The sequence below is a fragment of the Exiguobacterium sp. s127 genome, from assembly GCF_018618695.1.
Taxonomy (GTDB): Bacteria; Bacillota; Bacilli; order Exiguobacteriales; family Exiguobacteriaceae; genus Exiguobacterium_A; species Exiguobacterium_A oxidotolerans.
Genome location: NZ_JACSMO010000007.1, coordinates 121,859 through 148,708 on the forward strand (window position 1 = coordinate 121,859; position 26,850 = coordinate 148,708).

Below are 26,850 nucleotides of genomic sequence, written 5' to 3' on the forward strand. Positions count from 1 at the left end.
AAAGGGAGGCAAGGGCCTCCTTCGTCAAAATACTTATTTTTGGAAGCGACGTTCGAGTTCCGCAATACGTGAATCGATGTCGTCTTCTGGTGTTTGTTCTGCGACATCCGGTTCTGCTGCCGTAAACGGATGTTCTTCTTGTTTAATAGTAGCATTTGGTTCGCGTTCTAGCACCTGGTTCATCTTTGATTTTAAATTAGAAACGTTTTCCCGCATCATCCACTCATAGCGTTTATTTTGCAAGTCTTCGAGTTTAAGTTTCAACTCGAGTGCTTCCCGTTCAAGTTGCGTCAATTCCCGTTTCGTTTCAACAATCAACTCTTCGAAGAAACGGAACTGTTCACCGTAATGTTTGGATTCGATAGCGGCGCGTTCTGCAAGTTCCTGCTCTTCAGCTTGTTTAGCAATTTCGACTTGGGCAAACCGCTTATCAGCTAGTTCTTTTGCTTCATCTTGTTTTTGTGTGAGTTCGCTTAGGAGTGACCGTTGACGTTCGAGTAGCCGGTCGATTTCTTTTAAATCAGATTCGGTAATCCGGATATGACGGACTAATTTTTTAGCCGGGACTTCACCTTGCTCGGCTGCCTTTTTGACTTCCGTCATCATTTGGTTAGCAAAATCATTGAGTTGGTCGAATACGTTCTTCATCGTGAATTCCTCCTTGAGTATAAGTAGCGATTAAAAGCGTTTTTGATCGAGGTCTTTCCAATCTGCTTCAAAATGAGACGCGTTTGACCGACGACGGCGAGAAAATAAATCGTTTGGATTCACACGTTCCATCTTCATCCGCATGTAACCGATGTAGAGGGCAAGTGCTGCCGCGATACCGAATACCGCCCAAATGTTTGAAAGGGCTAAGCCGATTCCGACTGCTGCGAGTAAACCAAAACCGATTTTTGCGATGACTTTTGTTGAACGGATAAACTTACTGATGGCGTAAAATGCAAGCAGTCCACCGAGCCCGAGTCCAATCATATGTGGGAGTGTCCCGATGACGACTGCGAGAAGAGCGATACCAGCAAGTATCATCAAAGCCTGTTTGCCTTTTGATTGCTTCATGATGAAGCCTCCTTTTACTTAATACCTTTATGATAAGGGATGGTGAAAAAAACGACGACGCCCCTCGGACCGTATTCGTCTCGGCCTTGAGGCGGAGTAGTAAGGTCTGACTTTATCGCCCAACGGTTTTTGAAGTGGCTACATATGATAAAATACAAAGGAAGTTACTGGAGAGGAGTGAGGTTTATGAATGTGCAAATCAACGTAAATCAAACACGTACTGGAGAACAGGGAGGGGTTTCCCTCCCTTAAATTAGAGGAGGAAACCATTTGAACGAATGGGGTAAACCACCTGCACATGAGGCAGGAGAACATGAAAATTTAGGACGGATCACTGCAGTCTTTCAAAAACAGTATCGTGTCATGACGGCTGCTGGCGAGACGCTTAGTGAATTATCTGGAAAGATGCGCTTTGAGGCATTGACGAAAGCAGATCTTCCCGCAGTAGGGGATTGGATCATCCAGACAGAGCGAGAAGCGGGATTAGGACGGATTGAGCAAGTTCTTCCGCGGACCTCACAATTCTCAAGAAAAGCAGCGGGTACGGAAGTCGAAGAACAAATCATTTGTGCGAATGTTGACGTAGCTTTGCTCGTCATGGCATTCGGTCACGATTTTAATGTCCGGCGGCTTGAACGTTATTTAACGGTCGCCTGGGAAGCTGGCGTCAAGCCGATCATTGTTTTGACGAAACGAAGTCTGATGGAATCCGTCGAGTCCGAGTTGGCTGAGATTGAAGGAATTGCCTTCGGGACACCTTATGTTGCGATTGATTCGTTGACCGGTGACGGGTTGGAAAGTCTTCGAGATGTTCTCGAACCACGTGAGACGATTGTCCTCGTCGGTTCATCCGGTGTCGGGAAATCGACACTCGTTAATGCGTTAGCAGAGGAACAGTTGATGGAAACAGGTGGCGTGCGAGAAGACGATCAACGCGGACGGCATACGACGACGCACCGTGAACTCAAACGATTAGCGAACGGTCTGTTGCTCGTCGACACACCGGGTATGCGTGAACTGGGACTATGGGACGGAAGTGACGGTCTGACTTCGACTTTTTCTGATGTCGAGTCGCTCGCTGAAAACTGTCGTTTCCGGGATTGCCAACATGGCAATGAACCCGGGTGTCGAGTCCGCCAAGCATTGGAAGATGGAAGTCTTCCGCACGAACGCTGGGAAAGTTATCTGAAGCTGCAACGGGAAATTGCCTATGCTGAACGGAAGCAAAGTGTAGCGCTACAAGCTGCCGAAAAAGAAAAGTGGAAGAAGATTCAGAAAAACGCGCAGGCACATACAAAATTAAAGTATCAAAAAAGATAAGTAAACGAAACGCCGATGTTCCCCTTCTTTACAGGGAATCATCAGCGTTTTTTTCGTTCGCGGTAATTAGATACGCATGTGGGAGGCGCATGGAAAAGTACCGTATTTCTTTTTAAGTTAGCATGCTTTTATCATCGTGCTAAAAGTCAGTTCGTGATGTGACTTCCGTCAATTACACATCAAAGTCGATTTCACCGGTCAGTTCATTCAAACGCCGTAAGTCAGCCCGGATTCCATCCGAATCAGAAGCACGTTGTTCCCGTAAAGCCTTTGTTCCGACAGGATGGACTGTGAAGTCACCGGTCAAGGAAATCGTTCGGTTTGATAAACGATCGGTAAAATAACGGTCATGGGAAACAAAAAGCAACTCACCGGGAAAAACTTCGAGTGCCGCTTCGATTTGTTCCCGTGTCGCAAGATCAAGGTAATTCGTCGGTTCGTCGAGGATGAGTAAATGCGCGCCGGAAAAATAGAGGCGTAAAAAGGCAATCCGGCATTTCTCGCCCATACTCGCTTCAGCGATTGGTTTATAGACGGTCTCTCGCCGAAATAAAAAGCACGCGAGTAGTGTCCGGGCATCTGTTTCCGATATCTCGCTCGTCTCAAGCAAGGCATCAAGTAGTGTGCCGGTATTCGGTAAGGTGGATAGAACTTGAGAAAAGTAACCGACTTTTAAAGTCGGGTGCCGTTTGATGATACCGGCAGATGGCGCCAATTCTCCAAGTAAAAGACGTAATAACGTCGTTTTCCCAGAACCGTTTCGACCAATCAACGCGATTCGATCGCCACGTTGGATGGAGAACGACACATCCTGAAAGAGCCGGCGATGCGGATAGTCGAATGAGAGATCATCGACTGAAACGAGACGTTTCGCTAAAAAATGTTCTCCTTCGAATCTGACATGGACGTGGGACGGCGTTTCCGGTTTTTTGACCCGGTGTTCCAGTAGGCGTTCGAGCTGATTTTCTTTTGCTTTGACTTTTGTCGCATGTTTTGCTGCCTTTTTTTTCGCGTACGGATCTCGTTCACTTGCACTAGCCGTCGCTTTTTGATGCCAATTTTGATATTGACCAATCATCCGGGTGAGTTCTTTTCGTGTTCGTTCTTGCTTCTCATATTGATGCCACTGTGCAGTCCGTTCTTGTTCCTTTAACGTACGGTAAATCTCATAGTTTCCTTCGTAACGTGCCGCTCCTGCTTCAGTCAATTCAATGACGGCGTCAGCCGTCGCATCGATAAAGGCACGCTCATGTGAAACATAGAGAATCGTCGTCTTCGTTTGACGCGTCCACGCGACGAGCCACTCGAGTGTGTCTTCATCTAAATGGTTGGTCGGTTCATCAAGCAGGATGAAGTCCGGTTTCTTCAACAGTAGACATGCAAGTTGAATCCGGGTCTGTTCGCCGCCGCTCAGTGTGTTCAAAGGCTGAAACCAAAGAGATTGCTCGAGTTGAACTTCTTTCAGGACACGTCTCGCATCGGCTTCGAGCGTGAAGGCATCTGCGTCAACGGCAGCCTGGTAGTCGGCCACGGCTTCAGTGGTTAAGGCACGTTCACGTAAGTCGTAACGGGTTACATCCGCCTGTTCGACGATTTGAATTGCTACACTTGTCGAGGGTTCGATTTGTTGGGCTAAGAGCCCGATCCGGTCATACGTGCGATGGATTGTCCCGGTCGTCGGGATGATTTCTTTTAGGATGGCGCGCAAGAGCGTCGTTTTTCCAACGCCGTTCGGTCCGACCAAGGCGACGTGTTCGCCGTCGCGGATGGAGAACGTGACATCGTGGAAAAGACACTGCCCGGCAAAATCGATTTGTAAATCATGGATGGATAATACTTCAGTTGGCATAAGCTCAGCTCCCTTTGTTTCATTTCGGTTGAGATGAAATGAAAACACACCATCCTGAGCGTACGGATGGTGTGCGGGAGTGCAATTCAAAGAAGGTATCCACCTGAAATAGGGAAATACCGAAATTGAGCAGACTCGTAGCGTCAGTCATCCGCAAGCGATTGCGAAAGTGATGAGTTCATTCATCATTAGACGTTAGCGAGTGATTGCTTCATTTCGGTATTGTACCTCCGTTTCATAGACTATGTGTTCAGTCTATCAAGTCACATCAATCATGACAAGTACGAGTTGAGTAAATCTTGCGCGGCAAACGTTTCCTCCGCGGTAGGCGGTAAGACATCTTTTAGCGCATATTCGAGCCCGAGTGCCTCCCATTTATAGACACCTAATTGGTGATAGGGGAGGACTTCAACCCGTTCGACATTTCCGAGTGTTCGAATGAATTCACCTGTTTGCCGTAAAAACGTTTCCGTCATCGTCACGCCGGGGACAAGGACATGGCGAATCCAGACGGGAATGTTTCGTTCTGCGAGCAATTTTGCGAAGGCTAGTGTATTGATGTTACTTCGCCCGGTCAAAATCCGGCACGTCGCATCATCGATGTGCTTGATATCGAGTAAGACGAGATCTGTATAGTCCAGGATTTGATCCAGGTTTTTCGGGACGACCGAACCTGCTGTATCGATGACGGTATGCAAGCCGTTTCGTTTTGCTTCACGCAGCGAGGCTTCTAAAAACTCGGGTTGAGCCAACGGTTCGCCACCGGAGAAGGTCACCCCTCCACCCGTTGCGTCAAAGAAGGAACGATAGCTGTTCGCTTCTTTGATGATTTCTTCCGGTGTTACTTTTCGACCACAACCGAATTCCCAGGTGTCCGCATTGTGGCAATATTGGCAGCGTAGTGGGCAGCCTTGCGTAAAGACGATGAAACGAATACCGGGACCATCGACAGTCCCACAAGATTCGACAGAGTGAACCGTCCCGTAAGTCATAGTGATCAAGTCCTTTCAGAAAAGTTAAAGTGCACCGTGGAATGTACGGTTGATGACATCGATTTGTTGTTCGCGTGTCAACTTAATGAAGTTGACGGCATAACCCGATACACGAATCGTCAACTGTGGATAAAGTTCAGGATGCTCCATCGCATCGAGTAAAGTGGCGCGGTCGAACACGTTGACGTTTAAGTGATGACCACGGGTAGTCGTACCGCCCATATAGCCGTCAAGTAGACCGACTGTATTGTTGATACGTGTTGTTTCATCTTTTCCGAGTGCTTTCGGAACGATTGAGAACGTGTAGGAAATACCATCTAAGGCATGCTCATAAGGTAATTTGCCGACAGAAGTCAACGCAGCGACTGCACCACGTGTGTCACGTCCGTGCATTGGATTTGCTCCCGGTGCGAACGGTTCGCCAGCGCGACGACCATCGGGTGTATTCCCGGTTTTTTTACCGTACACGACGTTTGACGTGATCGTCAGAACAGATTGGGTTGGTAAAGCATCACGATACGTTGGATGTTTCCGGATTTTTTCCATAAAGAGTTCGACGAGATCGACGGCCATTTGATCGACACGATCATCGTTATTTCCGAATTTCGGGAAATCGCCTTCGATTTTAAAGTCGACTGTAATGCCATCCGTATCTCGGATTGGTGTGACTTTAGCATAACGAATCGCTGACAGACTATCGGCGACAACGGATAATCCGGCAATCCCACAAGCCATCGTCCGTAAAATTTCAGGATCGTGGAGTGCCATTTCAATGCGCTCATAACTATATTTATCATGCATGAAGTGAATGACATTCAGTGTATTGACATAGAGCTCAGCTAACCAATCCAATTGTTTATCATAGGCGGCCATGACGGTTTCATAATCGAGCACGTCATCTAAAATCAAGTCGGAAGGAGGGGCGACTTGAATTTTGAGTTTTTCGTCGACGCCACCGTTCAACGTGTAGAGTAAGGCTTTTGCTAAGTTCGCCCGGGCGCCGAAGAATTGCATTTGTTTACCGATTTTCATTGCTGAGACACAACAAGCAATCCCGTAATCATCACCATAAATCGGAAGCATCAAGTCATCATTTTCATATTGGATCGAACTAGACAGGATGGACATCTTCGCACAAAATTCTTTGAAACCACGTGGAAGTTTTGGTGACCATAAAACGGTTAAGTTCGGTTCAGGTGCCGGACCGAGGTTGACGAGTGTCTGCAAGAAGCGGAACGAACTTTTTGTGACGTTCGAGCGACCGTCTTCACTCATGCCGCCGATTGATTCTGTTACCCACGTCGGGTCACCGGAAAAGAGTTCGTTGTAATCGGGTGTCCGAAGAAACTTGACGATTCGAAGTTTCATCACAAAGTGGTCGACAAGTTCTTGCGCGCTCTCTTCTGTCAACCGACCCGTTTGCAAGTCACGTTCGATATAAATATCAAGGAAGGTCGAAACGCGACCGAGCGACATCGCTGCTCCGTTTTGTTCTTTGATTGCTGCGAGATAAGCAAGATAGACCCACTGGAATGCTTCTTGGGCCGTTTCAGCTGGTCGTGATAAGTCACATGTGTAACGTTTACCGAGTTCTGTCAGTTCATGAAGGGAGCGGAGTTGTTCGTTCATCTCCTCGCGATCACGAATCATCGCTTCTGATAAAAATCCACCGTGTGCTTTCAAATCCGCTTTTCTTGCAGCAATGAGGTGAGCTGTTCCATAAAGGGCGACGCGACGGTAATCACCGATGATCCGTCCGCGACCGTAAGCATCAGGAAGTCCAGTGATGATACCGGCTTTACGGGCAGCACGCATTTCGGGCGTATACGCATCGAAAACCCCTTGATTATGCGTTTTACGGTACTCGCTAAAAATCTGTGTAACAGTGTCATCTGATTTAAAACCATACGCTTCTAAGGCATCATTGACCATTCGGATACCACCGTTCGGATGAATCGAACGTTTGAATGGTTCATCGGTCTGTAGACCAACGATTTTTTCGAGTTCAGGATTGAGGTAACCTGGACCGTGCGAAAGAATTGAAGATGGAGTTGCAGCATCAACGGCATAGACACCACCACGAATTCGTTCTTCTTCTGTTAACTGCATGATTTGTTGCCATAACGTGTTGGTTGCATCGGTCGGACCGGCGAGGAACTGATCGTCTCCTGTGTATTCTGAACGATTGCGCCGGATGAAATCAGCGACATCAATCTTTTCCATCCATTCTCCACCTTCGAATCGTTGCCATGCCTGTGTTTTTTCAAGTAACATCATCAACACTCCTTCATTAGTAAGGTCAGCGGTTCTTAATACATCTCTTATGTGAATAGTGTAACAAACAATTCGGGATAGAGGTTTTACGTATATGTGAATCTTTTAACAAATGTAAAAGTGTTGCTATGACTTACTTCACAGTAAATTGTATCAGTCAGTGTCCCGTGTTCAAAAAACAGAAAAAGACTGCTGTGAAAGGATTTTTCTGTAGCTGTATCATTAATTTGTAGTGGAATGGATAGAGACAGAAGCTAGTGTGATAAAAGTCACGCGGCGCTACCTTGTATTTTTAGGACGTATCGTTGACAATGAAAAAGGGAATATAGAACGTGGAGGTGGAGTGAATGGAGTTTTCGCCATTAAAAGAGCAAGCAGACTATCGAACAGGGGACTGGGTTTCCCTAAAAGTATCAACTGAAGGAACAGAACGGATCGGGATGATCACCGAGTTTGAAGACGACGGGTTTTGGCTCCGGTTTGAAGATGATTTTGATTTCGAGGACTTTATCGGTTACGACCAGAAGTACCTCGCACGATTAGTTCGACGCCCAATCGATGTCAGAGCAACTTATCCTGTACTTGCTGGTTTTGAAACACTTGCTGTTGAGCTGCAAGATCGAATGGCGCAAGGTTTCGAAGTGTTAAGTGCAGATCAACAAAATGAGACAGAAATCGTTTTTCATATTCGGTTAATCGATTCTGGAAATGAATATACGCAGACGTTACGCGGTATTAAAACTGAAACCGATGATCGTTTCGAATATGTAACAGAATGATAGACAAGAGAGTAGGAGAAGATACGTTATGAATTTTACTAAACCTTTTATTAATGAAGCGTGGGAACGAGCACGCTTTGAACAAATGATGCCCGTTCAAGAACAAGCCATTCCTCTAATCCGTGAGGGGAAAGATGTCTTAGTCGAAGCGCCGACAGGAACTGGGAAAACGCTCGCTTATGTCATTCCAGCCCTCGAGCGCATCGATCCGAATGAACCACACGTTCAAGTCGCGATTACGGCACCGACACGAGAACTGGTCATGCAAATTCATCAAGTCATCCAATTATTTGCCCAAGGAAGCGGGATTAAGTCAGGTGCGTTCATCGGTGGCGTTGAATTAAAACGTCAATATGAGCGTCTCAAGAAAAAACCACAAATCATTGTTGGGACACCAGGACGCTTAGTTGAGTTGATTGATTCAAAAAAGTTGAAGATGCATAAAGTAAAATTGATTGTTTTAGATGAGGCTGATCAAATCTACGAAAGTGGAATGAGTGCATCAGCGACGCGCATCGCGAACAGTGCGCTTCGTGACCGCCAGTTAGCACTCGTTTCAGCAACATTGCCTGAACGGACAGCAGCATGGGGACGGACACTTTCGAATGATCCAGAAGTCATCCGAGTTGAACGGACGGAGACGACGCAAGTCAAGTTCGGTTACATCGAAACATCCCGTCGTCTGAAACCGGAAATGTTACGTCGTTTGTCTAATATGCAACAGGTCAAAGTGTTGACGTTCATAAACAACCGTTCTTTCCTCGGTCCGTTAAACGGTGAATTAAGCAAGTTTTCGCTGAAATACCGGATTTTAGATGCCGAAAAAGGGAAAAGAGAACGGATGGAGACGTTACGTTCATATAAACGGGGAGAGTTTCCGTTACTCGTCACGACAGGGCTTGCTGCACGCGGTCTGGACATTGATGCCGTCACGCATGTCGTGCATTATGATTTACCGGAATCCCTTGATGATTTTGTCCACCGCTCAGGTCGAACAGGACGTGGGAACGCGTCGGGTATGGTCCTCGCGCTCGTCACGGATCATGATCTGAAACACCTGAAAACATTAGCGAAACAAATGGGTGTGGAAATTGAACCGATGGAGATTTATGGCGGGGAAGTGATTCCAAAGCGTGAAGTCACGGAACCGGAAGCGCTTAAAAGTCCGGCGAAACCACACCGGAAAGGACCAACACGATGAAAAGTGAGCGAAAGATTATCCCGTTTCCGACGACTGTATCCGAAGCAGAGATGAACACAGCGCTCAAAACTTTATATCAAGAAGCAGCCACTGCTCGAAGCACCGATTGGGTCGCATTCATCGAAGAAATCGCGACGGAAGGACGTTGGTATTTAAAAGATGCTGAGTTATTCCGAGACTTGTTCGTCGATTGGGCCATTTTTTATGAGACCGATGAACAAGGGAAAACACCGCATGGTCGTTTTTTAGAACAAGTCAAAGAAGATATGTCTCAAAGTCTGTATCGTGCCTTAAGAGGGCTGGCCGATCCTGTTCCGTCGCTTTTCCTTGTAAAAGAAGACGGCGTCTTCGACATCATGTCGGAACAAACGTATCAGACCGATTTGACAGAGATTGACGTTGCGGTTGGCGATCTGTTAGTCGGCAAACTTCTCTACATTTCAGGCAAATGGCGATTCGCAATCGCCTATATGAAGGTTGCACGGGCACTTGTACCTGAAGTGCGTGTTCTTTTAGCTGATTTTGTCGATGAAGTCGGTGACGACGCACTATTGCGTCAGTATCCTGAATTTTGTGCGGAGTTGATTGACTTATTACTCGATATCGAAGAGGGAAACATTACACCACGACCTGAAGCATAACAGCAAAAAACAAACGTCCATTCAATCCTAAGCTAGGGTGAATGGACGTTTGTTCGTTTAAAAATCTTGATGGTACAGCGCAATATCGTTTTTTTTACGGTTTTTGATGCGATACATGGCGAGATCAGCATGTTTCAGCCAACTTTCTAAATCATCGTTTTCGAAAAATGGAGCGACTCCGATGCTGGCCGAGACATGTAACGTTTGCCCTTTATAAACATAAGGGCGACGCAATAATTGTAAGAAATGTTTACAGCGACGTCGGAGTGAAAGTTCATCTTTCGCTGAAGTTAGCAAGGCGAACTCATCACCACCCAGCCGGTAAACCGACTCTTCGCGTTCGAGGTCTAGACTCATTCTACGAGCAACTTCGATTAAGACATAATCACCAGCTTCGTGCCCATACGTATCGTTGATTAATTTAAAACCGTCTAAATCAAGTAACGCCAGATAGTTTACGGACTGGTCAATCGATAAGAATGTCCGTTCGAGCGAACGACGGTTACCGATACCAGTTAAAACATCATGAAACGCGTGGTATTCAATCCGTTGCTGCCGCTCCTTTTGTTCTGTTACGTCGTGTAAGACTAAGAAATGACCGGCCGATTTTGAAGCGATGTGGATGGGGATTTTTGTTAATTCATATTGGCGGTTAGATTCATCGAGATAACGATTGGAATCAAGCTGTAAGGAAGACTGAAGATGTAAGACTGAGTGAGTGGGTACTTCGATTGACAAGGCAGAAAGCTTAAACGTTGCTTGAGCCGCAAGATTGGCATACGTCGCTGTTTCGTTTTGATCAAAGCGGATGATTGGATCAGGATGACTTGAAAACAGTGGCAGGACTTGTTGCTCACTTTCTTTGATTTGCCGGATCCGGTGTTCGATGCGTTCGGCTAACTGTTCGTTTCGCTCGTTTAACTTTTGCACGAGCAACGTATGTTGCCGAGCGATGATGATTTGTCGAATGATTAGTAACAATAAGATGATGAACACATCAAATTTTTTACCTTCGAGTTCGATGACATAATGTAAAAATAGTGGAATTGCGAGCAAAGGCAGCCAAGTTCTCTGAACGACAGGAGACGCTTGTTTACCTTCAGTGATGTGATCAAGGTGCCATAAGATTGCTGCACTTTGAACAAGACGAATCAATACAGGAGAAAAGACTAAATATTGTTCCGTGAAATCTGGAAAGTATACAGCAGATACTTCATACATGCCACGAATGAACAGTGAAAAGAATAGTAGAGATAACGTCGTTCGGGAAACCCAGTGTGTTTCTTGAACAAAAAAGAAGTAGAAGAGAACAAACAATCCGAGTGAAGTGTTGAGGACGACGATCATATCGTACGGGAACGTACTAGCTGTCGGGTCGGCCAGTTCGCTTAATGTATGAAAAGCAGCAAGTCCTAAAAAAACGACGATGATTAGAGCATCCACGAATGCAAGCAGATGTTGTGAAAAACTCTTTTGTGAAGCAATCCGGTAAAAAAGTCCGATTAAAAATATATAGTGCGAAATGGAGAAACAAATTAAGCTATAACTGTTCGGAAAAGACAGCGTATTACTGAATAAGTTAATGGTTTCAAAAATCGAAGCAGCTAGCGAGAAGATAAGTGAAATGAAGGCGATGATCCAAAATTTTCGTCTTGGCACGACGAGTGACCGTTCTTTTTTATAGGCGATGAGGATGAAAAGTCCGATTAAAAGAAATGACAAGTACTCTAGAATTTGTTCGACAAGGTGGTTCATGAATGAGCCTTGCGTGTATGAATAGAGAATTAAAATCAAAGAAATGATTAGTAGTGAAGGGAACCATCTGATGAAGTAGGGGGATTGTTGCATATGCGTTTCCTCCTAGTTGCGTTTTAGTTGAGCGGCGAACTGAAAATTATTTTTGTTCGTATTTTTAATGTGATACATGGCTTCGTCTGCGCGGATCAAAAGGACATTCGAACTTTTTCCATCACTCGGATAAAGCGAAATACCGATGGACGGTGTGACAGACATCGTTTGATCTTTAATATAAAACGGCTCATTGAGTGATGCGAGCAACTTACTCGCAAATGCAGTCGTCTCATCTTCGTCTCGAACGGTGAATAAAATGAATTCGTCTCCTCCTAAACGGGCGACAAGCTCCTCTCCTTGAATTAGTTGTTGTAGCCGGCCTGCGGTTTCTTGAAGTAATAAATCTCCAGCATCATGCCCGTACGTATCATTGATAGCTTTAAAACCATCTAAATCAATAAACAATAACGATCCATGTCGTATGGTAGGGAGGAGAGTCTGCAATTGTTCTTCAAAAAAGCGCCGATTCGGTAAACGGGTCAAAGCGTCATGATTTCCTAATTTCTCCAACCATTGTTCTTGGCGAACATCTTCTGTGACGTCGGATAAAATGATAAAGACACGTTCTTGATCGGCTATACAAATCGACGTCATCGTGTAGATGAGGTCCTCTTCGTCATGGGGGATATAAAACGTTTTTGATAAGGAAGGGACCCCTTTATTGGCATGTAGCGCCTCCATTACTTGTTTGAAAAGACGGACCTGTTCGTCTTTCAATGACTTCTCCATCCATCCTTCTCGAATGGCTGCAGGATTTCCGGATAGAATGTGACTCGCTTGATTTACTTCAAGTACCATTTGCGGATAGGAGAGGAACAGTGCCTTGAATTCTTGTTCGCGTAACCGAAGTAACTCCGTTTTCTGTGAAACGATGGTTTCCAAATTTTCTTGTAGCGAAGTCGTTTCTCGTAAAAGGCGTACATTTTCGCGATAAGAAAAAAGCTGCCGCGTTAAGAAAAGTAAAAAAGTGGTCGCGATTGTGATGAAGTAGAAGCGTGTCGTGACAGGTGAAAACGTGACATAGGTAATTAACAGTAATAGTAAGATGTATGAAAAAGAAGGACGAAGAATTTGTTCAATCCGAAGTAACAATAATTGTTGTTTAGCGATGATCGGTAAATGCCAAGTTACTAGGAAACTAATGAAAAAATAGCTACTCAGCGGATAGAGCGGTAATAAAAGCATTGCGTAAAAAGTAAAATCGTTCAATAAAAAGCTGTAAAATAAAAAGTTGATCATACCTAATAAAAACGTTCCACCCATTAAAAAACTAAAAGCGAACAACGAGACCGGTTTTTTTAAACCGGAAGCATAGAGTAAAAAAAAGAAAAGAGTCAGGAGAATGGTCAAGAATGAATAGATATCCCAGCTGAGCTGCTCCGCGAACGTTCTTGTGTATTCGGGGATGTATTTAAAAATTGTCAAGTATCCAGCAATCATCGCGACAGTAAAAAGTGTCAATGAATCAAGAATTAAAAGCTTTTGTGAACGGAAATGTTCAATATCCAAAAGACGGAATAAAAAAATGGTAATCGTCAAGAGATGGATTGTATAGGGAAAGTCGAGTAGGACGTTCAAATTGACAGACGTGAGCGAAAAGTAACCACTGACAACTCCACCTAAGTCTCCGATGAAATAAGCACTTACAGCAATGAGGATCCATTTAAGTTCTGGTGAAGGTGTTTTTCTATAAAATAAAATGGCGGCACTCGTAATCAATAAAGACCCGACAAAGCTTGAAAAGACGGCTGTGGGTAAGACGAATGAGTTTGGAATTAAAAGAAGGATGGTATACGAGATAATCAAATAAATGACGATTCCTCCTGTCATTCGTTTGAACGCTTTTGACATGAGAAAACCTCCTGTCTAATGAAAGTAACAGTTTAACTATATAATTCATTACCCTCAATTTGGAAAAAACGTACTTGGAACAGAAGAAAAAAGACCGCATTTTTCCGGAAAGGAAAATATACGGTCAAATAGACAATAAATCAAAAACAAATTATTTTTTATAAGATTCGTACGCCTCTATCTTCTCGGACAAGTAAGACCAATAGTCCATCAGTTGATCGAGTTGGGATTTTCCTTGCTCAATCTTTTGATAGAGTTCATTAACTTGCCCGATATCGCTACCTGCCGAAGCGAGCTGTTGTTCGAGTTGCTCAAGCGCAGCTTCCGCGTTTTCAATCTGTGTCTCAATCGTTGTCCAATCTTGTTGTTCCTGATAAGACAATTTTTTCGGGATGTCGGTTGGAGCAGCTACCACTTCTTTTACCTCAGTCACGATAGCTGCTTCAGGTGTCTCATCCTCACGCTGTTCCAGGTAATCCGTATACTGCCCATAATAAGAGACAATCGTACTATTCTCGAACGCAAGTAACCGATTGACGACACGGTCGAGGAAATAACGATCATGACTGACTGTGATAACCGTCCCGGGGAAGGACTCGAGATAATCTTCAAGAACCGACAGCGTTTCTGTATCTAAATCATTCGTCGGCTCATCGAGGAACAAGACGTTTGGTTCATCCATTAAGATCGTCAACAACTTGAGTCGACGCTTTTCGCCACCGGATAATTTACCAATCGGCTTATACTGTGCTTCCGGTTTGAATAAGAACTGCTCAAGCATCTGACTGGCTGTGATTTCTTGACCATCAAGTGTCGTGATCACCTGGGCGATCCGTTCGACTTCATCGATGACACGACGTTCCGGGTGCGTGAACTCGGCGAACTGTCCATAAAACCCAACTTTGACCGTTTCCCCGTGCACGACTTCCCCTTGAGTCGGTTCAAGTTGTTTCGCTAAAATCGACAACAGTGTCGATTTCCCGCTCCCGTTCCGACCGACGATGCCATAACGTTCTTTTCGACCGAATAACCAGCTAAATGATTCGAACAGTGTTCGTTCACCAAATGTATGACCAAGTTCCGTTGCTTCGATGACTTTTTTACCGAGTCGTGTCGAACCGACTTGTACTTCAAGTGTTGCTTCTTCTTCTTCATAAGAGAGTTCTTGGAGTGCATCGACACGCTGAATCCGTGCCTTTTGTTTTGTCGTCCGTGCCTTTGCACCACGACGTAGCCAAGCGAGTTCACGGCGTAAAATGTTTTGGCGCTTCTCTTCCATTGAAGCAGTCCGTTCGCGGCGCTCAGCCCGCTTTTCAAGGAATGACTCATAGTTTCCGACATAAAAATGGGCCGTCCCGTTCGCGATTTCCATCATGTGATTCGTGACACGATTCAAGAAATAACGGTCGTGGGTAATCAACAGAATCGCTCCACGGTATTCCTTGATCTGTGATTCGAGCCAAGTAATCGTTTCTGCATCGAGTTCATTCGTTGGCTCATCGAGTAGTAATAGATCGGCTTCGTCGAGCAAAGCTTCTGCCAAGCCGACACGCTTCCGTTGGCCGCCCGATAACGAACCGATTTTTGCTTCTAAATCTGTAATGCCAAGTCGCGTTAAAATCATTTTAAGGCGAGACTCCGTATCCCAGGCATTTGCGGCATCAATTTCCGTTTGGGCATCGATGAATCGTTTGAGTAACGTTTCATTTGTCGGATCTTGTTCAAGCGCTAAACGAGCCGTTTCATAATGGCGTAAAGCATTGATTGTCGGTGTGTTTCCGGAGAGGAGCACTTCCATCACTGTTTGATCTTCCGGATAATCTGTCGATTGTGAAAGTAAACGTATCCGGTAATCGTTCGGATGATGCAGTTCACCGAAATCAGCTGTCTCTTTTCCTGCTAAAATATGGAGCAGTGTCGATTTTCCTGTCCCGTTGACACCGATAATTCCAATCCGGTCTCCGGGTGTGACGGAAAATGTCACGTCTTCAAAAACGATTTTATCAGCAAATTCTTTTTTTAATTGATCTACTTTAAGTAGCATGTCAGACTCCTTCTACAATATGCTTGATTTGTTGTTCAACAGTAGCGACGAGTTCTTTTTGGGTCATTGTAGCAGGGTCGATGGATGGAAGGATTGTCACATCGACAGTTGCCGGTCGAATCCGACCAGTCTCTTCCATGACACGATAGCTTCCTGAAATGGCAATCGGAACGACGCGTGCACCACTAGATGTTGCTAGGGTGAAGCTACCTGCTTTGAACTCAGCAATCGGTCCGCCTTTCGAGCGAGTACCTTCCGGGAAGATGATCATCGATTGCCCATCTTTGATTGTCTCGACACCGGCACGAATCGCCTTTAAAGACTGTCGGCGATCTTTTCGGTCAATCATGACACATCCCATTAAATTCATCCAGACATTGACGATTGGAATCTTATTGACTTCGATTTTCGAAATAAAGGCTTTGGGTTTTGCGATATGTCCGAGCAAAATCGGAATGTCAAAATTCCCTTGGTGGTTGGCGATGAAGACGACAGGTTGATCAGACGGAATATGTTCTTCCCCTGTCAGACGGACTTTCACTCCAGCTAAGCGAAGGAGCGAATTCGCCCAAACGTGTGCTACTTTTTGTGTATACGCGTAGCGAGCGGCGTGTGTTCGACGTTTTGCGCCAGGCAAAAATGGTAATGTAAGAGGTAATACTAGCCCAAAATGAATGAACCAGATGATCGTGCGTAACATGATGGCATCAAACTCCTTTTTTACTGTGTATTATTATTGTACAAAAAAAGACCAGGTATCGCACCCGGTCTTCTTCTTTATTCCCAGTAACGAGGTTCAGATTCCTCTTCACTCTCGCCGAGTTCGAATGTCAGGCGTCTCGTCGTCGGATCGATGGAAAACGAGGCATTCGTATTATCGATTTGTTTGATTTCCATCGTCTCTTCATCGAGGATGAGTGTCAAACGTACCTTATCTTCATGATCGACGAGTAAAACACCATCTTCTTTTAGCCATAAGTCGATGACAGGTGAGTAACGAAGTGTCCAGCCGTTGGATAGTGGTATTTCATTCATAATGAATCGGTTCCTCCTAAAAACATGAAGTCAAACTCTTTATTTATCATGCTGTTCTGTCGTTGATAATGCAAGTGATGCGACTGTGTCATTTTGTTCGTAAGACAATTGATAAGAGTGTTCCCGTTTCTTCATACGCTCCAACTGTTTTTTGACGCGGCGGTATTGCATATATTCATGATAACCATGATATGTCGTACGAATTAATTGTCTAAAAGATGAAAGTGAAAGACAAATGGATAGGGTGAAGACGAAAATCCCGACTGAATCGGTATAATATCCCGTGATAAAACTAAGGTATGTACTAATGAGACCCGTAAGCGTCGTAAATAAGTAAAAATACACAGTACTTCCTCCTTCGTGTCACTCTACTAAGTGTGTCTAGTAAAGCAATTCGCTAACGAAGCAGGATTTCCTTTATCGTCCAGTAAAAACTCGGAAACAAATAAAAAAATCTACACGATGAGATGTAGATTTTAAGGTGTATCGATTTGTTGGAGTGCAGGTGTCTTTGGAGACAAATCAGTGCTACTCGACCCTTCAGCGAATACAATTCCAATCGTTGCGAGAAATGCGAAAAAAGCGAATACTAACGTTTTTGTAAAGCGTCTTGCGAAAGAACGCGATTGAATGTCATGAAACATAGTTTTTCCCCCATATTTACCAAAACTAAACCTTCTTTTTCCTATTCTTTTATCATATCTGTTTTTTTCAAAAAAATCACTTAAATCAGATTCGTTCACAAAAATGTCACAACTGTTCGCTTCCATTTGATGTCGGAGATAGGTTGAAAAAGAGTATAGTATTGAAGGTGATGAAAAGAACTTACGGTTAGTTGAGTGTTTCAGCTTAACCAAGTTAATGAAAGGAGATGACCATAAATGGCACTACGTGCAGGACAGGTTGTCACATTAAAAGTAGAGCGTGAAGCAGAATTTGGTGTGTTTTTAAGTGATGGTACGGAGGATATCTTACTTCATAAAAATGAACAGACGAAATCGCTCATGCTAGAAGAAGAGGTCGAAGTATTCCTTTATCAAGACAATGAAGGGCGTCTCGCCTCATCGATGACGATTCCGGAAGCGTCATTTGAGGATTACGTCAAAGCACCGATTAACGGAACACGTTACAATACAGGTGTTTTTGCGAACATCGGAATTCAAAAGGATGTTCTCGTCTCGCTGGACGATCTTCCGCAACGCCGGACATTTTGGCCGGAAGAGGGAGACGAACTTTACATTCGTTTGAAACATGACCAAAAATTACGTTTGTTAGGTGACCCGGCTCCTTATGCCTATTTCAATCTCAAGGCGCAACCGGCACCGGAAGAGTGGAATAACATGGACGTTGAAGGACTTGTTTTTGCTCAACGCGACCCGGGTGTCAACGTTTGGGTGAACGATCAATCGATTGGTTTTCTACATGAACAAGAGATGGAACGGTGGCCGCGTCTCGGAGAAGTTATGAAATTACGGGTGACAAATGTGAAGCCAGATGGTACAGTATTACTTTCAGCAAGACCACGTGCTCACGAGGCAATCGACATCGATGCGGATTTAATCCTGAACCACCTACTTGAACATGGCGGTCAGATGGCGTATGGTGATAAGACACCTCCTGAGACGATTGATGAGGTATTCGGCCTAAGTAAGGCTGCCTTCAAACGTGCTCTAGGTCGATTGTTGAAAGATAAAAAAATAGAAAAACATGAAACGGGTATTCGGCTAACGAAGTAAGCTAGCCAACTGCACCTACGTTTCGAATAAATAGTTAGGAATTCATCATTTTGGTGGTTGCGGCTGGTTTTAACCGGCGACCATTTCCAAATAAAACCCCATCACTAGTGGGGGCAAGCGGCGCGATTTAAAGCGTTGAACGGTCCGGGCATCATGCCTTTCCCTCGCCCTTATGGCAACGATTATGATGGTGACTTCCCTAAACATTATTATCAGTAGAAATAGCCTCTATCTTTAAGGACGGGCTTCTGCTATAATAGGTAGTCGATTGTATTCGTTACGGTAGCGTCTGTTTAGTGGCAGACGCTTTTCATATGACAAAGGAGAGTATTTAGCATTGACAACATTTCGTGAATTAAATCTTAGTGAGGCACTTATCAAAGGTGTCCTAAAAATGGGCTTTGAAGAAGCAACTCCAATCCAAGCAGAAACAATTCCAGTCGGTCTTAGCGGCGTTGACTTAATCGGTCAAGCACAAACAGGTACTGGTAAAACAGCAGCATTCGGTATTCCGACGATTGAGCGTCTTGACGCAAAATCGCGCCATATCCAAGCGTTGATTCTTGCACCGACTCGTGAACTTGCGATTCAAGTAGCAGAAGAACTTAACCGCATTGGTGAAATGAAACGCGTTCATGCATTGCCAGTATACGGTGGTCAGCAAATCGATCGTCAGATTCGTGCGCTTCGCAAGAACCCACAAATCGTCGTTGCGACACCTGGTCGCCTAATGGATCACATGAACCGTAAAACATTAAACCTTGACCACGTTCAAACAGTCATCTTGGATGAAGCAGATGAAATGTTGAACATGGGCTTCGTGGAAGATATCGAAAAAATCTTAGGTACACTTCCGCCAACTCGTCAAACACTTTTGTTCTCTGCAACGATGCCACCACAGATTCGTAAAATCGCGGATCGTTTCATGACAACACCAACGCACATCAAAGTAAAAGCAAAAGAAATGACAGTCGAAAACATCGACCAATCATTCATCGAACTAAAAGAAAGCCAAAAATTCGATGTGCTTTGCCGCTTGATTGATACAGATTCTCCAGAACTTTCAATCATCTTTGGTCGTACGAAAAAACGTGTTGACGAAATGACGGAAGGACTTATCCAACGTGGATACACGGCGGACGGTTTACACGGTGACTTAACACAAGCGAAACGTGACCAAGTCATTCGTCGCTTCAAAAAAGGAACAATCGATATCCTTGTTGCGACAGACGTTGCAGCACGTGGACTTGATATTTCTGGTGTTACACACGTTTACAACTTTGATGTACCACAAGATCCAGAGAGCTACGTTCACCGTATCGGTCGTACGGGACGTGCTGGTAAAACGGGATCAGCAATCACGTTCGTTACACCACGTGAATTTGGTCAAATCAAAACAATCGAACGTGTAACAAACAAAAAAATGTCACGTCGTCACGCACCGACACTTGACGAAATCTTGGAAGGCAACTTGAAGCTTGCTGCACAAGAACTCATCAAACGTGTAGAAGCGAAAAACTCACAAGAGTATACAACACTCGCGCAAGAACTTCTTGAAGAGTATGAAGCGGTTGAATTAATCGCAGCAGCGCTTAAAGGATTAACGAAAGAGCCGGATGCAACTCCAGTTCAAATTTCGTCAATCGAACCAATCCGTGTCAAACGTTTTGGTAGCAACGGTGGCGGTGGTAACCGTCGTCCTTACGGCAATAAAGGTGGATCAGGTTCTGGTTCTTCTAACCGTGGTGGCGGATACCGTGGCAGCAACCCGCGTGGTGGGGAGCGCCGTGAAGGTGGTCGTCCTTCTGAAGGAAACCGTAGTTCATCGTCATCAGATCGTCGTGAAGGTGGATACGCTGGTCGTAGCAACCGTAGCGAAAGTGATCGTAACCGTGGCGGACGTAAACCACGTTTTGAAAAGTAAAAAATCCGAACCGATTTGTCACAGACAAGTCGGTTCTTTTTTATGAATTCTCATGATAAAATGAGCAATGAAAGATATAGAGAGGGCTGAATCGTTCGTGTATACCATTTATGCAGCAGCATTCATTTGTCTGATTGGACTGCTCATCGCAACTAAAAAAATTAGCGAGCAGACGACAAAAGGACACTTTCGTTATATCCCTTTAGCGACGTTATTGTTTGGCGGGATTATTTTTCTCGTCTTAGCGATTGGTAAGGGTGGTGCTACAGGCATTCAATACGGTGTTCTGAGCATTATCTATTTAACGGCGACATTTGGGGTCTATTTGTACATTGCGTTAAGAAAAGATACAACGTTATTTTAAAGACGGGGCCTCTCTGATTACAGGGTGGTCTTTTTTTTGATAAGATAGAACAAGAGAATAGGGGGGAGAAGAATGGATGCATTAGATGTCATTGTTCATCCCGAACAGATTGAGGCGTGGTTCCAACCAATTGTTGGAGCGGCACCTTTTAAAGTGGAAGGGTATGAAATCCAATCTCATTTTCGCGGTGAGCCGCTGAAGCCATTTTTTCAAGAAGATGATGTACCAATTGAATACCAGTTAGAAGTCATGAGTCATGTCATTCGCCATGCTTTTCAAAAAGTCCCGGCCGATGCGCATTCATTTGTCTTAATCCGCTGTCGACCTGATTGGTTATTCGAAAATGGTGGCGAAGATTTTTTGAGTATCTTACGTAACGCACAGATCGACTTTCCGGAAGACCGGTTATATGTCACACTGACCGATGTCCAAGTGGATGACTTTGATCGACTCGGACGAATCGTTGCGTACTATCAAAACTCTGGCTTAAAGGTTGCGCTTGATCGTGCGGAGGCGACGAGCTTAGAACGCGTTTTTGCCATGTCGCCGGATATGCTGATTGTCGACTTATCTTCGATGATTGAGAAAAAAACCGTTTCAGCGAGTTATCCGCACCTGTTACAAACGATGGAACACTTATGTGACCAACTCGGTGCGCCACTTCTTTACAAAAATATCAGCCATCTTGGTCAACTCCGGTATGCATGGCAACACGGTGGGCGCTATTACATGGGAAATCTACTCGGTGAGACGACACCTGACTGGGTGACGACATGCCCAGGCATGGAAATCTTATTACATGAAGTGCCGATGTTCTATAAATATGACCGGGAACAGATGAATCGTTTGTTCCAGCTCGAACAAGACTGGACGGTTCGGTTTAATGAGTACTGCCAGTCGTTAAAATCAGATGAATCATTGGATGAATGGTTAATTAAGCTGGCTCAAAAAATGGAACCCGAATTCATTCGCTTTTACATCACAGACGCGAATGGCTTTCAAAAGTCATCAAACGTTAGCAAAAAGAGCGGTGAATGGAAAACATATGCGTTTTACAAAGGTTATAACTGGAGTTTTCGACCGTATTTCATTCGGACCACGGTTGCGATGGAACGACGGCATACGGGATACCTCTCTGATCGATACGTCGATTTCAGTTCGAGTGAACAAACGCGAACGTTCAGTATGCCGCTAAATAATGGGATGTTCTTATTTGCTGATATTTCAGCAAGTTATTTATATCAAGAACGGTTAAGTGAATAAGGAGGAAATGAAACATGTTGGATTATGATTATGATGCACTACGTGAGATTGGGCGCATCGTCGCCATTGCACGCGATGAAATGGCGGATGCCGTCAAACCAGGAATTACAACGAAAGAGCTTGATGACATCGGAGCGCGTATTTTGAAGGAACATGGGGCGGAATCAGCACCGATCGTCATGTATGATTTCCCTGGAGCAACGTGTATCAGTGTCAATGAAGTCGCGGCTCATGGTATTCCTGGTGCATATGTCATTCAAGAAGGCGATATCGTCAACGTCGATGTCTCGGCAGTCAAAGATGGCTACTATTCAGATACAGGTAAAACGGTGATTGCGGGCGAAGCGAAGCGTCCTGAGCACGTCCGACTGGTCGAGGTGTCATTGTCTGCCCTTGAAAAAGGACTTGAAAAAGTCAAAGCAGGTACGAAAGTCAATCAAATCGGTAAAGCAATCTATGCGGAAACACGCAAAAATGGCTTTACGGTCATTCGGAATTTAGCTGGACATGGATTAGGAAAAACGTTGCATGGTGAACCGGAGTCGATTTCGAATTACTTCAACCGAGAAGAAAATGATTTGTTGAAAGAAGGACAAGTCATCGCAGTCGAAACGTTTATCTCGACGAGCGACGAATTTTGTATGGAAGATGAAAAGGATGGCTGGACACTGTACACGCCAAATAAAAGTTTGGTTTCACAGTTCGAACATAGCGTCGTTGTCTTGAAGGATGGATACGAAATCTTGACGAAGGCAGACTAAAAAAAGCGTCGTTCCGCAAAGGGACGGCGCTTTTAGAATGTAGATTGTAGACAAACCCTCATTTCCACTTGGAAATGAGGGTTTGTCTTATGTATGTGTAAAAAATATGACACTACATTAGGATTCCGACTGAAATTCCATGACCAATTGGCCAATTTTTTGAGGTTCAGGGTAGCAAAAGTGAGCATTGCCTGAATCGTCACTTTTTTAACCCGAGGTAGCGAGTCCAACGTATGCCATGCTTTTCTGTCGCGTCCGCCAAGACACGTTCAATTATAATATGAAGGAAGGCTAAAAAAACCTCGGTTTCCGATCTAATCGCTTCCTAGTGGAAAGCAAACAGGAGCGACCCTGCAGCTTCGCTGTAGCGGCGCGATGTTTGCCACAGGAAGACGATTAGGAAGGAAAGAGAGAACAAAAAAAGATGGAAAATCACATTCAAGTGACCTGCCATCTAGTTTGTCTACATAGGTATGCCGTTTTATCGCGTCTCGCCCAAGGAAAGCAACGGAAAAGGTAGAAGCTTTTTTTGCGCAATGCGAATTCTTAACGTCTTCAAAGAACGATTTTAGACCGGGTAAGGCGATTTAACCGCTCGAGTGAAACCTCGTGCTCGGCGTATGGAATGTGACCGTTCCCGATTCGATAGTCGACTTCAAGGAGATCTTCGGCGAAATAATGATCGGTTCCAGCCATGTCAATCGGATACGCTAGACCAGGTAGTGTAGCGAAAGCAAGCGTCTGCCGACGCCCGATTCCACTCTCGAACATTCCACCGAGCCAGTACGTCGCTTTATCTCTTAATGCTAGGGCGTTCGTCAAGCCTCCGACGCGTGCCGGTTTAATGTTGATGATTTGACCTGCACCGAGTGAGAGCATTAAGTCAGCGTCAGTGACCGTTTGGATCGATTCGTCCAAACATAAAGGAGTCGAGAGCAGTGACGCAGCATATTGATGCGTCAACCAATCATCTGCCCGAAATGGTTGCTCCATCATGATTAATCCATACTGATCCCAGTCCTGCAGGAGATTCATCTCGGAACGGGTGAAACTTCCGTTGGCATCAAACATTAAAGGCGCATCAGGAAATTGTTTTCGAACGTGCGCTAAGACGGAGGTATCCGTTGGGTCTAGCTTTAGCTTGATACGCTGAAAACCGTCCTGTAACGCGTCCTCAACGGCACGTACCGTCTTGCTGGCTTCCGCGCGACCAAGTGCTTTTCCGCAAGCGATGGCTTTGTTTTCGTCACCTCCGAGATACGTGGCAAGCGTTTGGTTACTCGCGCGAGCAAACAATTCATAGACGGCGCCGTCGAACATTGCTTTTGCCATCTGGTTTCCTTGAATCGGGTGAAAGCGTGTTGCGACTTCTGACGGATGATTGAGCGGTCCTTTAAGCAAGCGATAGAGGACGGGAGCTAAGGCATGAATCGAATCTTGTGTCTCCGCGGTATACCAAGGTGTTTCAAAGGCGACACCTTCCCCGTAACCGATGTTGCCTTCTGTGTCCGTCAATCGGAGAATCGTCGTCCGGCGATTACTTAAAGTAGTGAGTGCCGTTTTCATCGGCTGACGGAATGTTAATCGGACATCAAATACTTCTGCGCTTCGAAGTGTGATCTTCATACGAAGTCCTTCAGTTGATGACGCAGCAGTTTACCGTTCGCATTCCGTGGCAGAGCGTCACGATAAACATAGGCGACGGGACACTTATATTTGGCGAGCAACTGACTGATTGCTTGACGGACGACCGATTCATCGACAGCGCTGACGATAAACGCAACAGGGACTTGTCCCCAAGTCGAATCAAAGCGACCGACGACACCAGCTTCCTTGATTCCGTCAATCGAGAGCAGGGCAGATTCGACTTCAGCCGGATAGACATTCTCACCGCCTGAAATGATTAAATCGCTTCGCCGATCGAGAACGTATAAATAGCCTTCTTCATCTAAACGTCCAAGGTCACCTGTCTTGAGATAGCCGTCTGCGGTAAAAGATGCTACGGTCGCTTGCTCATCTGAAAAATAACCTTTCATGACGGTCGGTCCTTTGACTTCGATTTCTTGATGGCGTGTGATTCGGATATCGGTCGGGGCAATTGCTTGGCCGGCAGAACCGATTTTTCGTAACGCATCTTCCGGCAATAGTGTCGCAATTTGCGAAGCGGTTTCTGTCATCCCGTATGTTTGCATGACAGGAATCTTTCGATCGAGGGCGCGAGTCAAAATCGGTAAAGGGACCGGTCCACCGCCCGTCAAGACGACACGTAAATCATAGCGACGCAACCCTGCTTCAAGCAGCCGATCCAACATGACAGAAACGAGGGAAACATGGGTAATCCGTTCATTTTTAATCCATTCAATCGTTTTCGTCGGGGCGAAATGAGGTTCAAGGACGATCGGGGCGCCGTAGATGACAGCACGGTAAACGACAGCGAGACCACTCATATGAAACAGTGGGGTAACGATTAAGAAGCGATCATCCGTCGAGGAACCGATATGACGTGCTGCATTCATCGCACTTGAAAAGTGATTTAGCATTGTCTGTTCGACTGCCTTAGCCCGACCTGTCGTTCCGCTCGTAAAGAGCATGGATTGGACATAATGTTTTGGCATATGTCGAACGATGATGTCAGGTGCCGTGTTCACATAGTGGAACGGTAAAATCTTGATATCGGTATCTAGCGTCCGGTCGGAGATGACATATTTGACTTGTGCTCGTTTTAATTGATCATCCAGTTCGCGCTGACTTAAGCGGACGTTGAGTGGGACGATTGTTAATTCAAGTAGTTGTGCCGCATGGATGGCAATGATATATGACTGACTTGCAGGACCATAAAGAGCAATCCGGTCACCACGCGAAAGGTGGCTTGCCCAGGCACTTGCTAATTTGTGTGCTGCCGTATATAATTCCTGCCAAGATAAGCGGGCTTGATCTGTGACTAGAGCTAAGTCGTTAGGTTGTTCCTTAGCGCGTGTATAAATCCAAGGGTACACCGGAAATCACATCCTTTCTTCAAGATGATACGAAAAAGGTTCAAACGTCTCACGACATTGAACCTTTTTTCGTATTATGGGAAACGTGGGAATTGACCGAAGTCAGGATCACGTTTTTCTTTGAACGCATCGCGTCCTTCTTTTGCTTCGTCTGTTGTGTAGTAGAGTAATGTTGCATCTCCAGCAAGTTGCTGAATTCCAGCAAGACCATCAGAGTCTGCATTGAGCGCTCCTTTTAAGAAACGAAGAGCTGTTGGTGAATGTTGAAGAATCTCAGAACACCATTGGATTGTTTCTTGCTCCAGATCAGCAAGTGGAACGACCGTGTTGATGAGTCCCATGTCGAGTGCTTCTTGAGCACCGTACTGACGGCAGAGGAACCAAATTTCACGCGCTTTTTTATGGCCGACGACACGAGCCAAGTAACCAGAACCATACCCTGCATCAAATGATCCAACTTTAGGACCGGTTTGTCCAAACTTCGCATTATCAGCAGCAATCGTTAAGTCACAGACTAAGTGTAAGACGTGTCCGCCACCAATTGCATAACCAGCGACCATCGCGATGACCGGTTTCGGGATAACACGAATCAAACGTTGAAGGTCAAGGACGTTCAAGCGTGGGATTTCATCTTCACCGACGTAACCACCATGTCCGCGAACTTTTTGGTCTCCACCTGAACAGAAAGCGAGATCGCCTTCACCTGTCAAGATGATGACACCGACGTTTTGGTCGTCACGCGCACGTGAGAACGCATCGATTAATTCATGGACCGTGTGTGGACGGAACGCGTTGCGCACTTCAGGACGGTTGATCGTAATTTTAGCGATCCCATTCCATTTTTCGTATTTAATGTCTTCATAACTACGGACTGCTGCCCATTCTGGAGCATATTTCATCTAAATTCCCC

24 protein-coding genes and 1 pseudogene are annotated in these 26,850 nt (G+C 45.2%); 9 read left to right on the forward strand and 16 right to left on the reverse strand.

Annotated features, from left to right (window positions below; genetic code table 11):
* Window positions 1–33: 33 nt before the first annotated feature.
* Both KNP98_RS10700 and KNP98_RS10705 read right to left on the reverse strand, forming a co-directional pair.
* Complete coding sequence (locus tag KNP98_RS10700) at window positions 34–648, reverse strand: hypothetical protein (protein WP_088836391.1); 615 nt, start codon at window positions 646–648, stop codon at window positions 34–36.
* 30 nt (window positions 649–678) lie between these two features.
* Window positions 679–1,059, reverse strand: a complete 381-nt coding sequence (locus KNP98_RS10705) for a lmo0954 family membrane protein (RefSeq protein WP_029332726.1) — start codon at window positions 1,057–1,059, stop codon at window positions 679–681.
* Between the two features lie 270 nt (window positions 1,060–1,329).
* Here KNP98_RS10705 and rsgA point away from each other — a divergent pair, with 270 nt between their 5' ends.
* A complete protein-coding gene (gene rsgA / locus KNP98_RS10710; protein ID WP_088836392.1) occupies window positions 1,330–2,379 on the forward strand; it encodes a ribosome small subunit-dependent GTPase A in 1,050 nt (349 codons plus the stop codon).
* Window positions 2,380–2,551: 172 nt separating this feature from the next.
* Here rsgA and abc-f read toward each other — a convergent pair whose 3' ends face one another.
* The 3 genes from abc-f to pflB all read right to left on the reverse strand — a co-directional run bounded on the left by abc-f (window position 2,552) and on the right by pflB (window position 7,494).
* Window positions 2,552–4,228, reverse strand: coding sequence for a ribosomal protection-like ABC-F family protein (gene abc-f / locus KNP98_RS10715; RefSeq protein WP_088836393.1), 1,677 nt, complete (start codon window positions 4,226–4,228; stop codon window positions 2,552–2,554).
* Between the two features lie 272 nt (window positions 4,229–4,500).
* Window positions 4,501–5,220, reverse strand: coding sequence for a pyruvate formate-lyase-activating protein (gene pflA, locus KNP98_RS10720; protein WP_088836394.1), 720 nt, complete (start codon window positions 5,218–5,220; stop codon window positions 4,501–4,503).
* A gap of 24 nt (window positions 5,221–5,244) precedes the next feature.
* Window positions 5,245–7,494 carry a formate C-acetyltransferase gene (pflB, locus tag KNP98_RS10725; protein ID WP_088836395.1) on the reverse strand — a complete coding sequence of 750 codons (2,250 nt, stop codon included), beginning with the start codon at window positions 7,492–7,494 and terminating at the stop codon, window positions 5,245–5,247.
* 347 nt (window positions 7,495–7,841) lie between these two features.
* On the opposite strand from pflB, the gene KNP98_RS10730 reads away from it, so the two are divergent.
* From KNP98_RS10730 to KNP98_RS10740, 3 genes are read left to right on the forward strand one after another with little or no spacing between them, the layout of a single operon-like run.
* Window positions 7,842–8,273 carry a hypothetical protein gene (locus tag KNP98_RS10730; RefSeq protein WP_088836396.1) on the forward strand — a complete coding sequence of 144 codons (432 nt, stop codon included), beginning with the start codon at window positions 7,842–7,844 and terminating at the stop codon, window positions 8,271–8,273.
* A 28-nt stretch (window positions 8,274–8,301) separates the two neighbouring features.
* Window positions 8,302–9,474, forward strand: coding sequence for a DEAD/DEAH box helicase (locus KNP98_RS10735; RefSeq protein ID WP_088836397.1), 1,173 nt, complete (start codon window positions 8,302–8,304; stop codon window positions 9,472–9,474).
* Window positions 9,471–10,115, forward strand: coding sequence for a hypothetical protein (locus tag KNP98_RS10740; RefSeq protein WP_088836398.1), 645 nt, complete (start codon window positions 9,471–9,473; stop codon window positions 10,113–10,115). Before KNP98_RS10735 ends, KNP98_RS10740 begins: the two co-directional genes overlap by 4 nt.
* A 57-nt stretch (window positions 10,116–10,172) precedes the next feature.
* On the opposite strand, the gene KNP98_RS10745 is transcribed toward KNP98_RS10740, so the two are convergent.
* From KNP98_RS10745 to KNP98_RS10775, 7 genes are all read right to left on the reverse strand, one after another.
* Window positions 10,173–11,963: a GGDEF domain-containing protein gene (locus tag KNP98_RS10745; RefSeq protein ID WP_088836399.1), complete on the reverse strand. Its 1,791-nt coding sequence runs from the start codon at window positions 11,961–11,963 to the stop codon at window positions 10,173–10,175.
* Between the two features lie 12 nt (window positions 11,964–11,975).
* Window positions 11,976–13,817 carry a GGDEF domain-containing protein gene (locus tag KNP98_RS10750; RefSeq protein ID WP_214811417.1) on the reverse strand — a complete coding sequence of 614 codons (1,842 nt, stop codon included), beginning with the start codon at window positions 13,815–13,817 and terminating at the stop codon, window positions 11,976–11,978.
* A gap of 151 nt (window positions 13,818–13,968) precedes the next feature.
* The gene (locus KNP98_RS10755; RefSeq protein ID WP_088836401.1) at window positions 13,969–15,861 is read right to left on the reverse strand and encodes an ABC-F family ATP-binding cassette domain-containing protein; all 1,893 of its coding nucleotides are present in this window, start codon (window positions 15,859–15,861) and stop codon (window positions 13,969–13,971) included.
* A 1-nt stretch (window position 15,862) separates the two neighbouring features.
* Window positions 15,863–16,561, reverse strand: coding sequence for a lysophospholipid acyltransferase family protein (locus KNP98_RS10760; RefSeq protein WP_088836402.1), 699 nt, complete (start codon window positions 16,559–16,561; stop codon window positions 15,863–15,865).
* A 77-nt stretch (window positions 16,562–16,638) separates the two neighbouring features.
* A complete protein-coding gene (locus KNP98_RS10765; protein ID WP_029332738.1) occupies window positions 16,639–16,896 on the reverse strand; it encodes a hypothetical protein in 258 nt (85 codons plus the stop codon).
* A 39-nt stretch (window positions 16,897–16,935) separates the two neighbouring features.
* Entirely contained in the window at window positions 16,936–17,241 is a 306-nt protein-coding gene (locus tag KNP98_RS10770; protein WP_088836403.1) for a hypothetical protein, read from the reverse strand.
* Between the two features lie 131 nt (window positions 17,242–17,372).
* Complete coding sequence (locus KNP98_RS10775) at window positions 17,373–17,540, reverse strand: hypothetical protein (RefSeq protein ID WP_204251421.1); 168 nt, start codon at window positions 17,538–17,540, stop codon at window positions 17,373–17,375.
* 237 nt (window positions 17,541–17,777) lie between these two features.
* Here KNP98_RS10775 and KNP98_RS10780 point away from each other — a divergent pair, with 237 nt between their 5' ends.
* The 5 genes from KNP98_RS10780 (at window position 17,778) to map (ending at window position 22,944) form a co-directional block, all read left to right on the forward strand.
* Window positions 17,778–18,632 carry a S1-like domain-containing RNA-binding protein gene (locus tag KNP98_RS10780; protein WP_029332740.1) on the forward strand — a complete coding sequence of 285 codons (855 nt, stop codon included), beginning with the start codon at window positions 17,778–17,780 and terminating at the stop codon, window positions 18,630–18,632.
* A gap of 337 nt (window positions 18,633–18,969) precedes the next feature.
* Entirely contained in the window at window positions 18,970–20,556 is a 1,587-nt protein-coding gene (gene cshA / locus KNP98_RS10785) for a degradosome RNA helicase CshA (RefSeq protein ID WP_088836404.1), read from the forward strand.
* 97 nt (window positions 20,557–20,653) lie between these two features.
* Window positions 20,654–20,920 (forward strand): hypothetical protein, encoded by a 267-nt coding sequence (locus KNP98_RS10790; RefSeq protein WP_029332742.1) that lies wholly within the window; start codon window positions 20,654–20,656, stop codon window positions 20,918–20,920.
* A gap of 72 nt (window positions 20,921–20,992) precedes the next feature.
* Complete coding sequence (locus tag KNP98_RS10795; protein ID WP_214770009.1) at window positions 20,993–22,183, forward strand: EAL-associated domain-containing protein; 1,191 nt, start codon at window positions 20,993–20,995, stop codon at window positions 22,181–22,183.
* Window positions 22,184–22,197: 14 nt separating this feature from the next.
* Window positions 22,198–22,944, forward strand: coding sequence for a type I methionyl aminopeptidase (map, locus tag KNP98_RS10800; protein ID WP_088836406.1), 747 nt, complete (start codon window positions 22,198–22,200; stop codon window positions 22,942–22,944).
* A 32-nt stretch (window positions 22,945–22,976) separates the two neighbouring features.
* Here the strand turns inward: map and KNP98_RS16065 are convergent.
* The 4 genes and pseudogenes from KNP98_RS16065 to menB all read right to left on the reverse strand — a co-directional run.
* Window positions 22,977–23,218, reverse strand: a pseudogene (locus KNP98_RS16065) (transposase); the annotation flags it as partial.
* A 281-nt stretch (window positions 23,219–23,499) separates the two neighbouring features.
* Window positions 23,500–24,570 (reverse strand): o-succinylbenzoate synthase, encoded by a 1,071-nt coding sequence (menC, locus tag KNP98_RS10810; protein WP_088836407.1) that lies wholly within the window; start codon window positions 24,568–24,570, stop codon window positions 23,500–23,502.
* Window positions 24,567–25,940 carry an o-succinylbenzoate--CoA ligase gene (menE, locus tag KNP98_RS10815; protein WP_214770006.1) on the reverse strand — a complete coding sequence of 458 codons (1,374 nt, stop codon included), beginning with the start codon at window positions 25,938–25,940 and terminating at the stop codon, window positions 24,567–24,569. The genes menC and menE overlap by 4 nt, the downstream gene beginning before the upstream one ends.
* A 74-nt stretch (window positions 25,941–26,014) precedes the next feature.
* Window positions 26,015–26,839 carry a 1,4-dihydroxy-2-naphthoyl-CoA synthase gene (menB, locus tag KNP98_RS10820; protein WP_029332747.1) on the reverse strand — a complete coding sequence of 275 codons (825 nt, stop codon included), beginning with the start codon at window positions 26,837–26,839 and terminating at the stop codon, window positions 26,015–26,017.
* Window positions 26,840–26,850 lie beyond the last annotated feature (11 nt).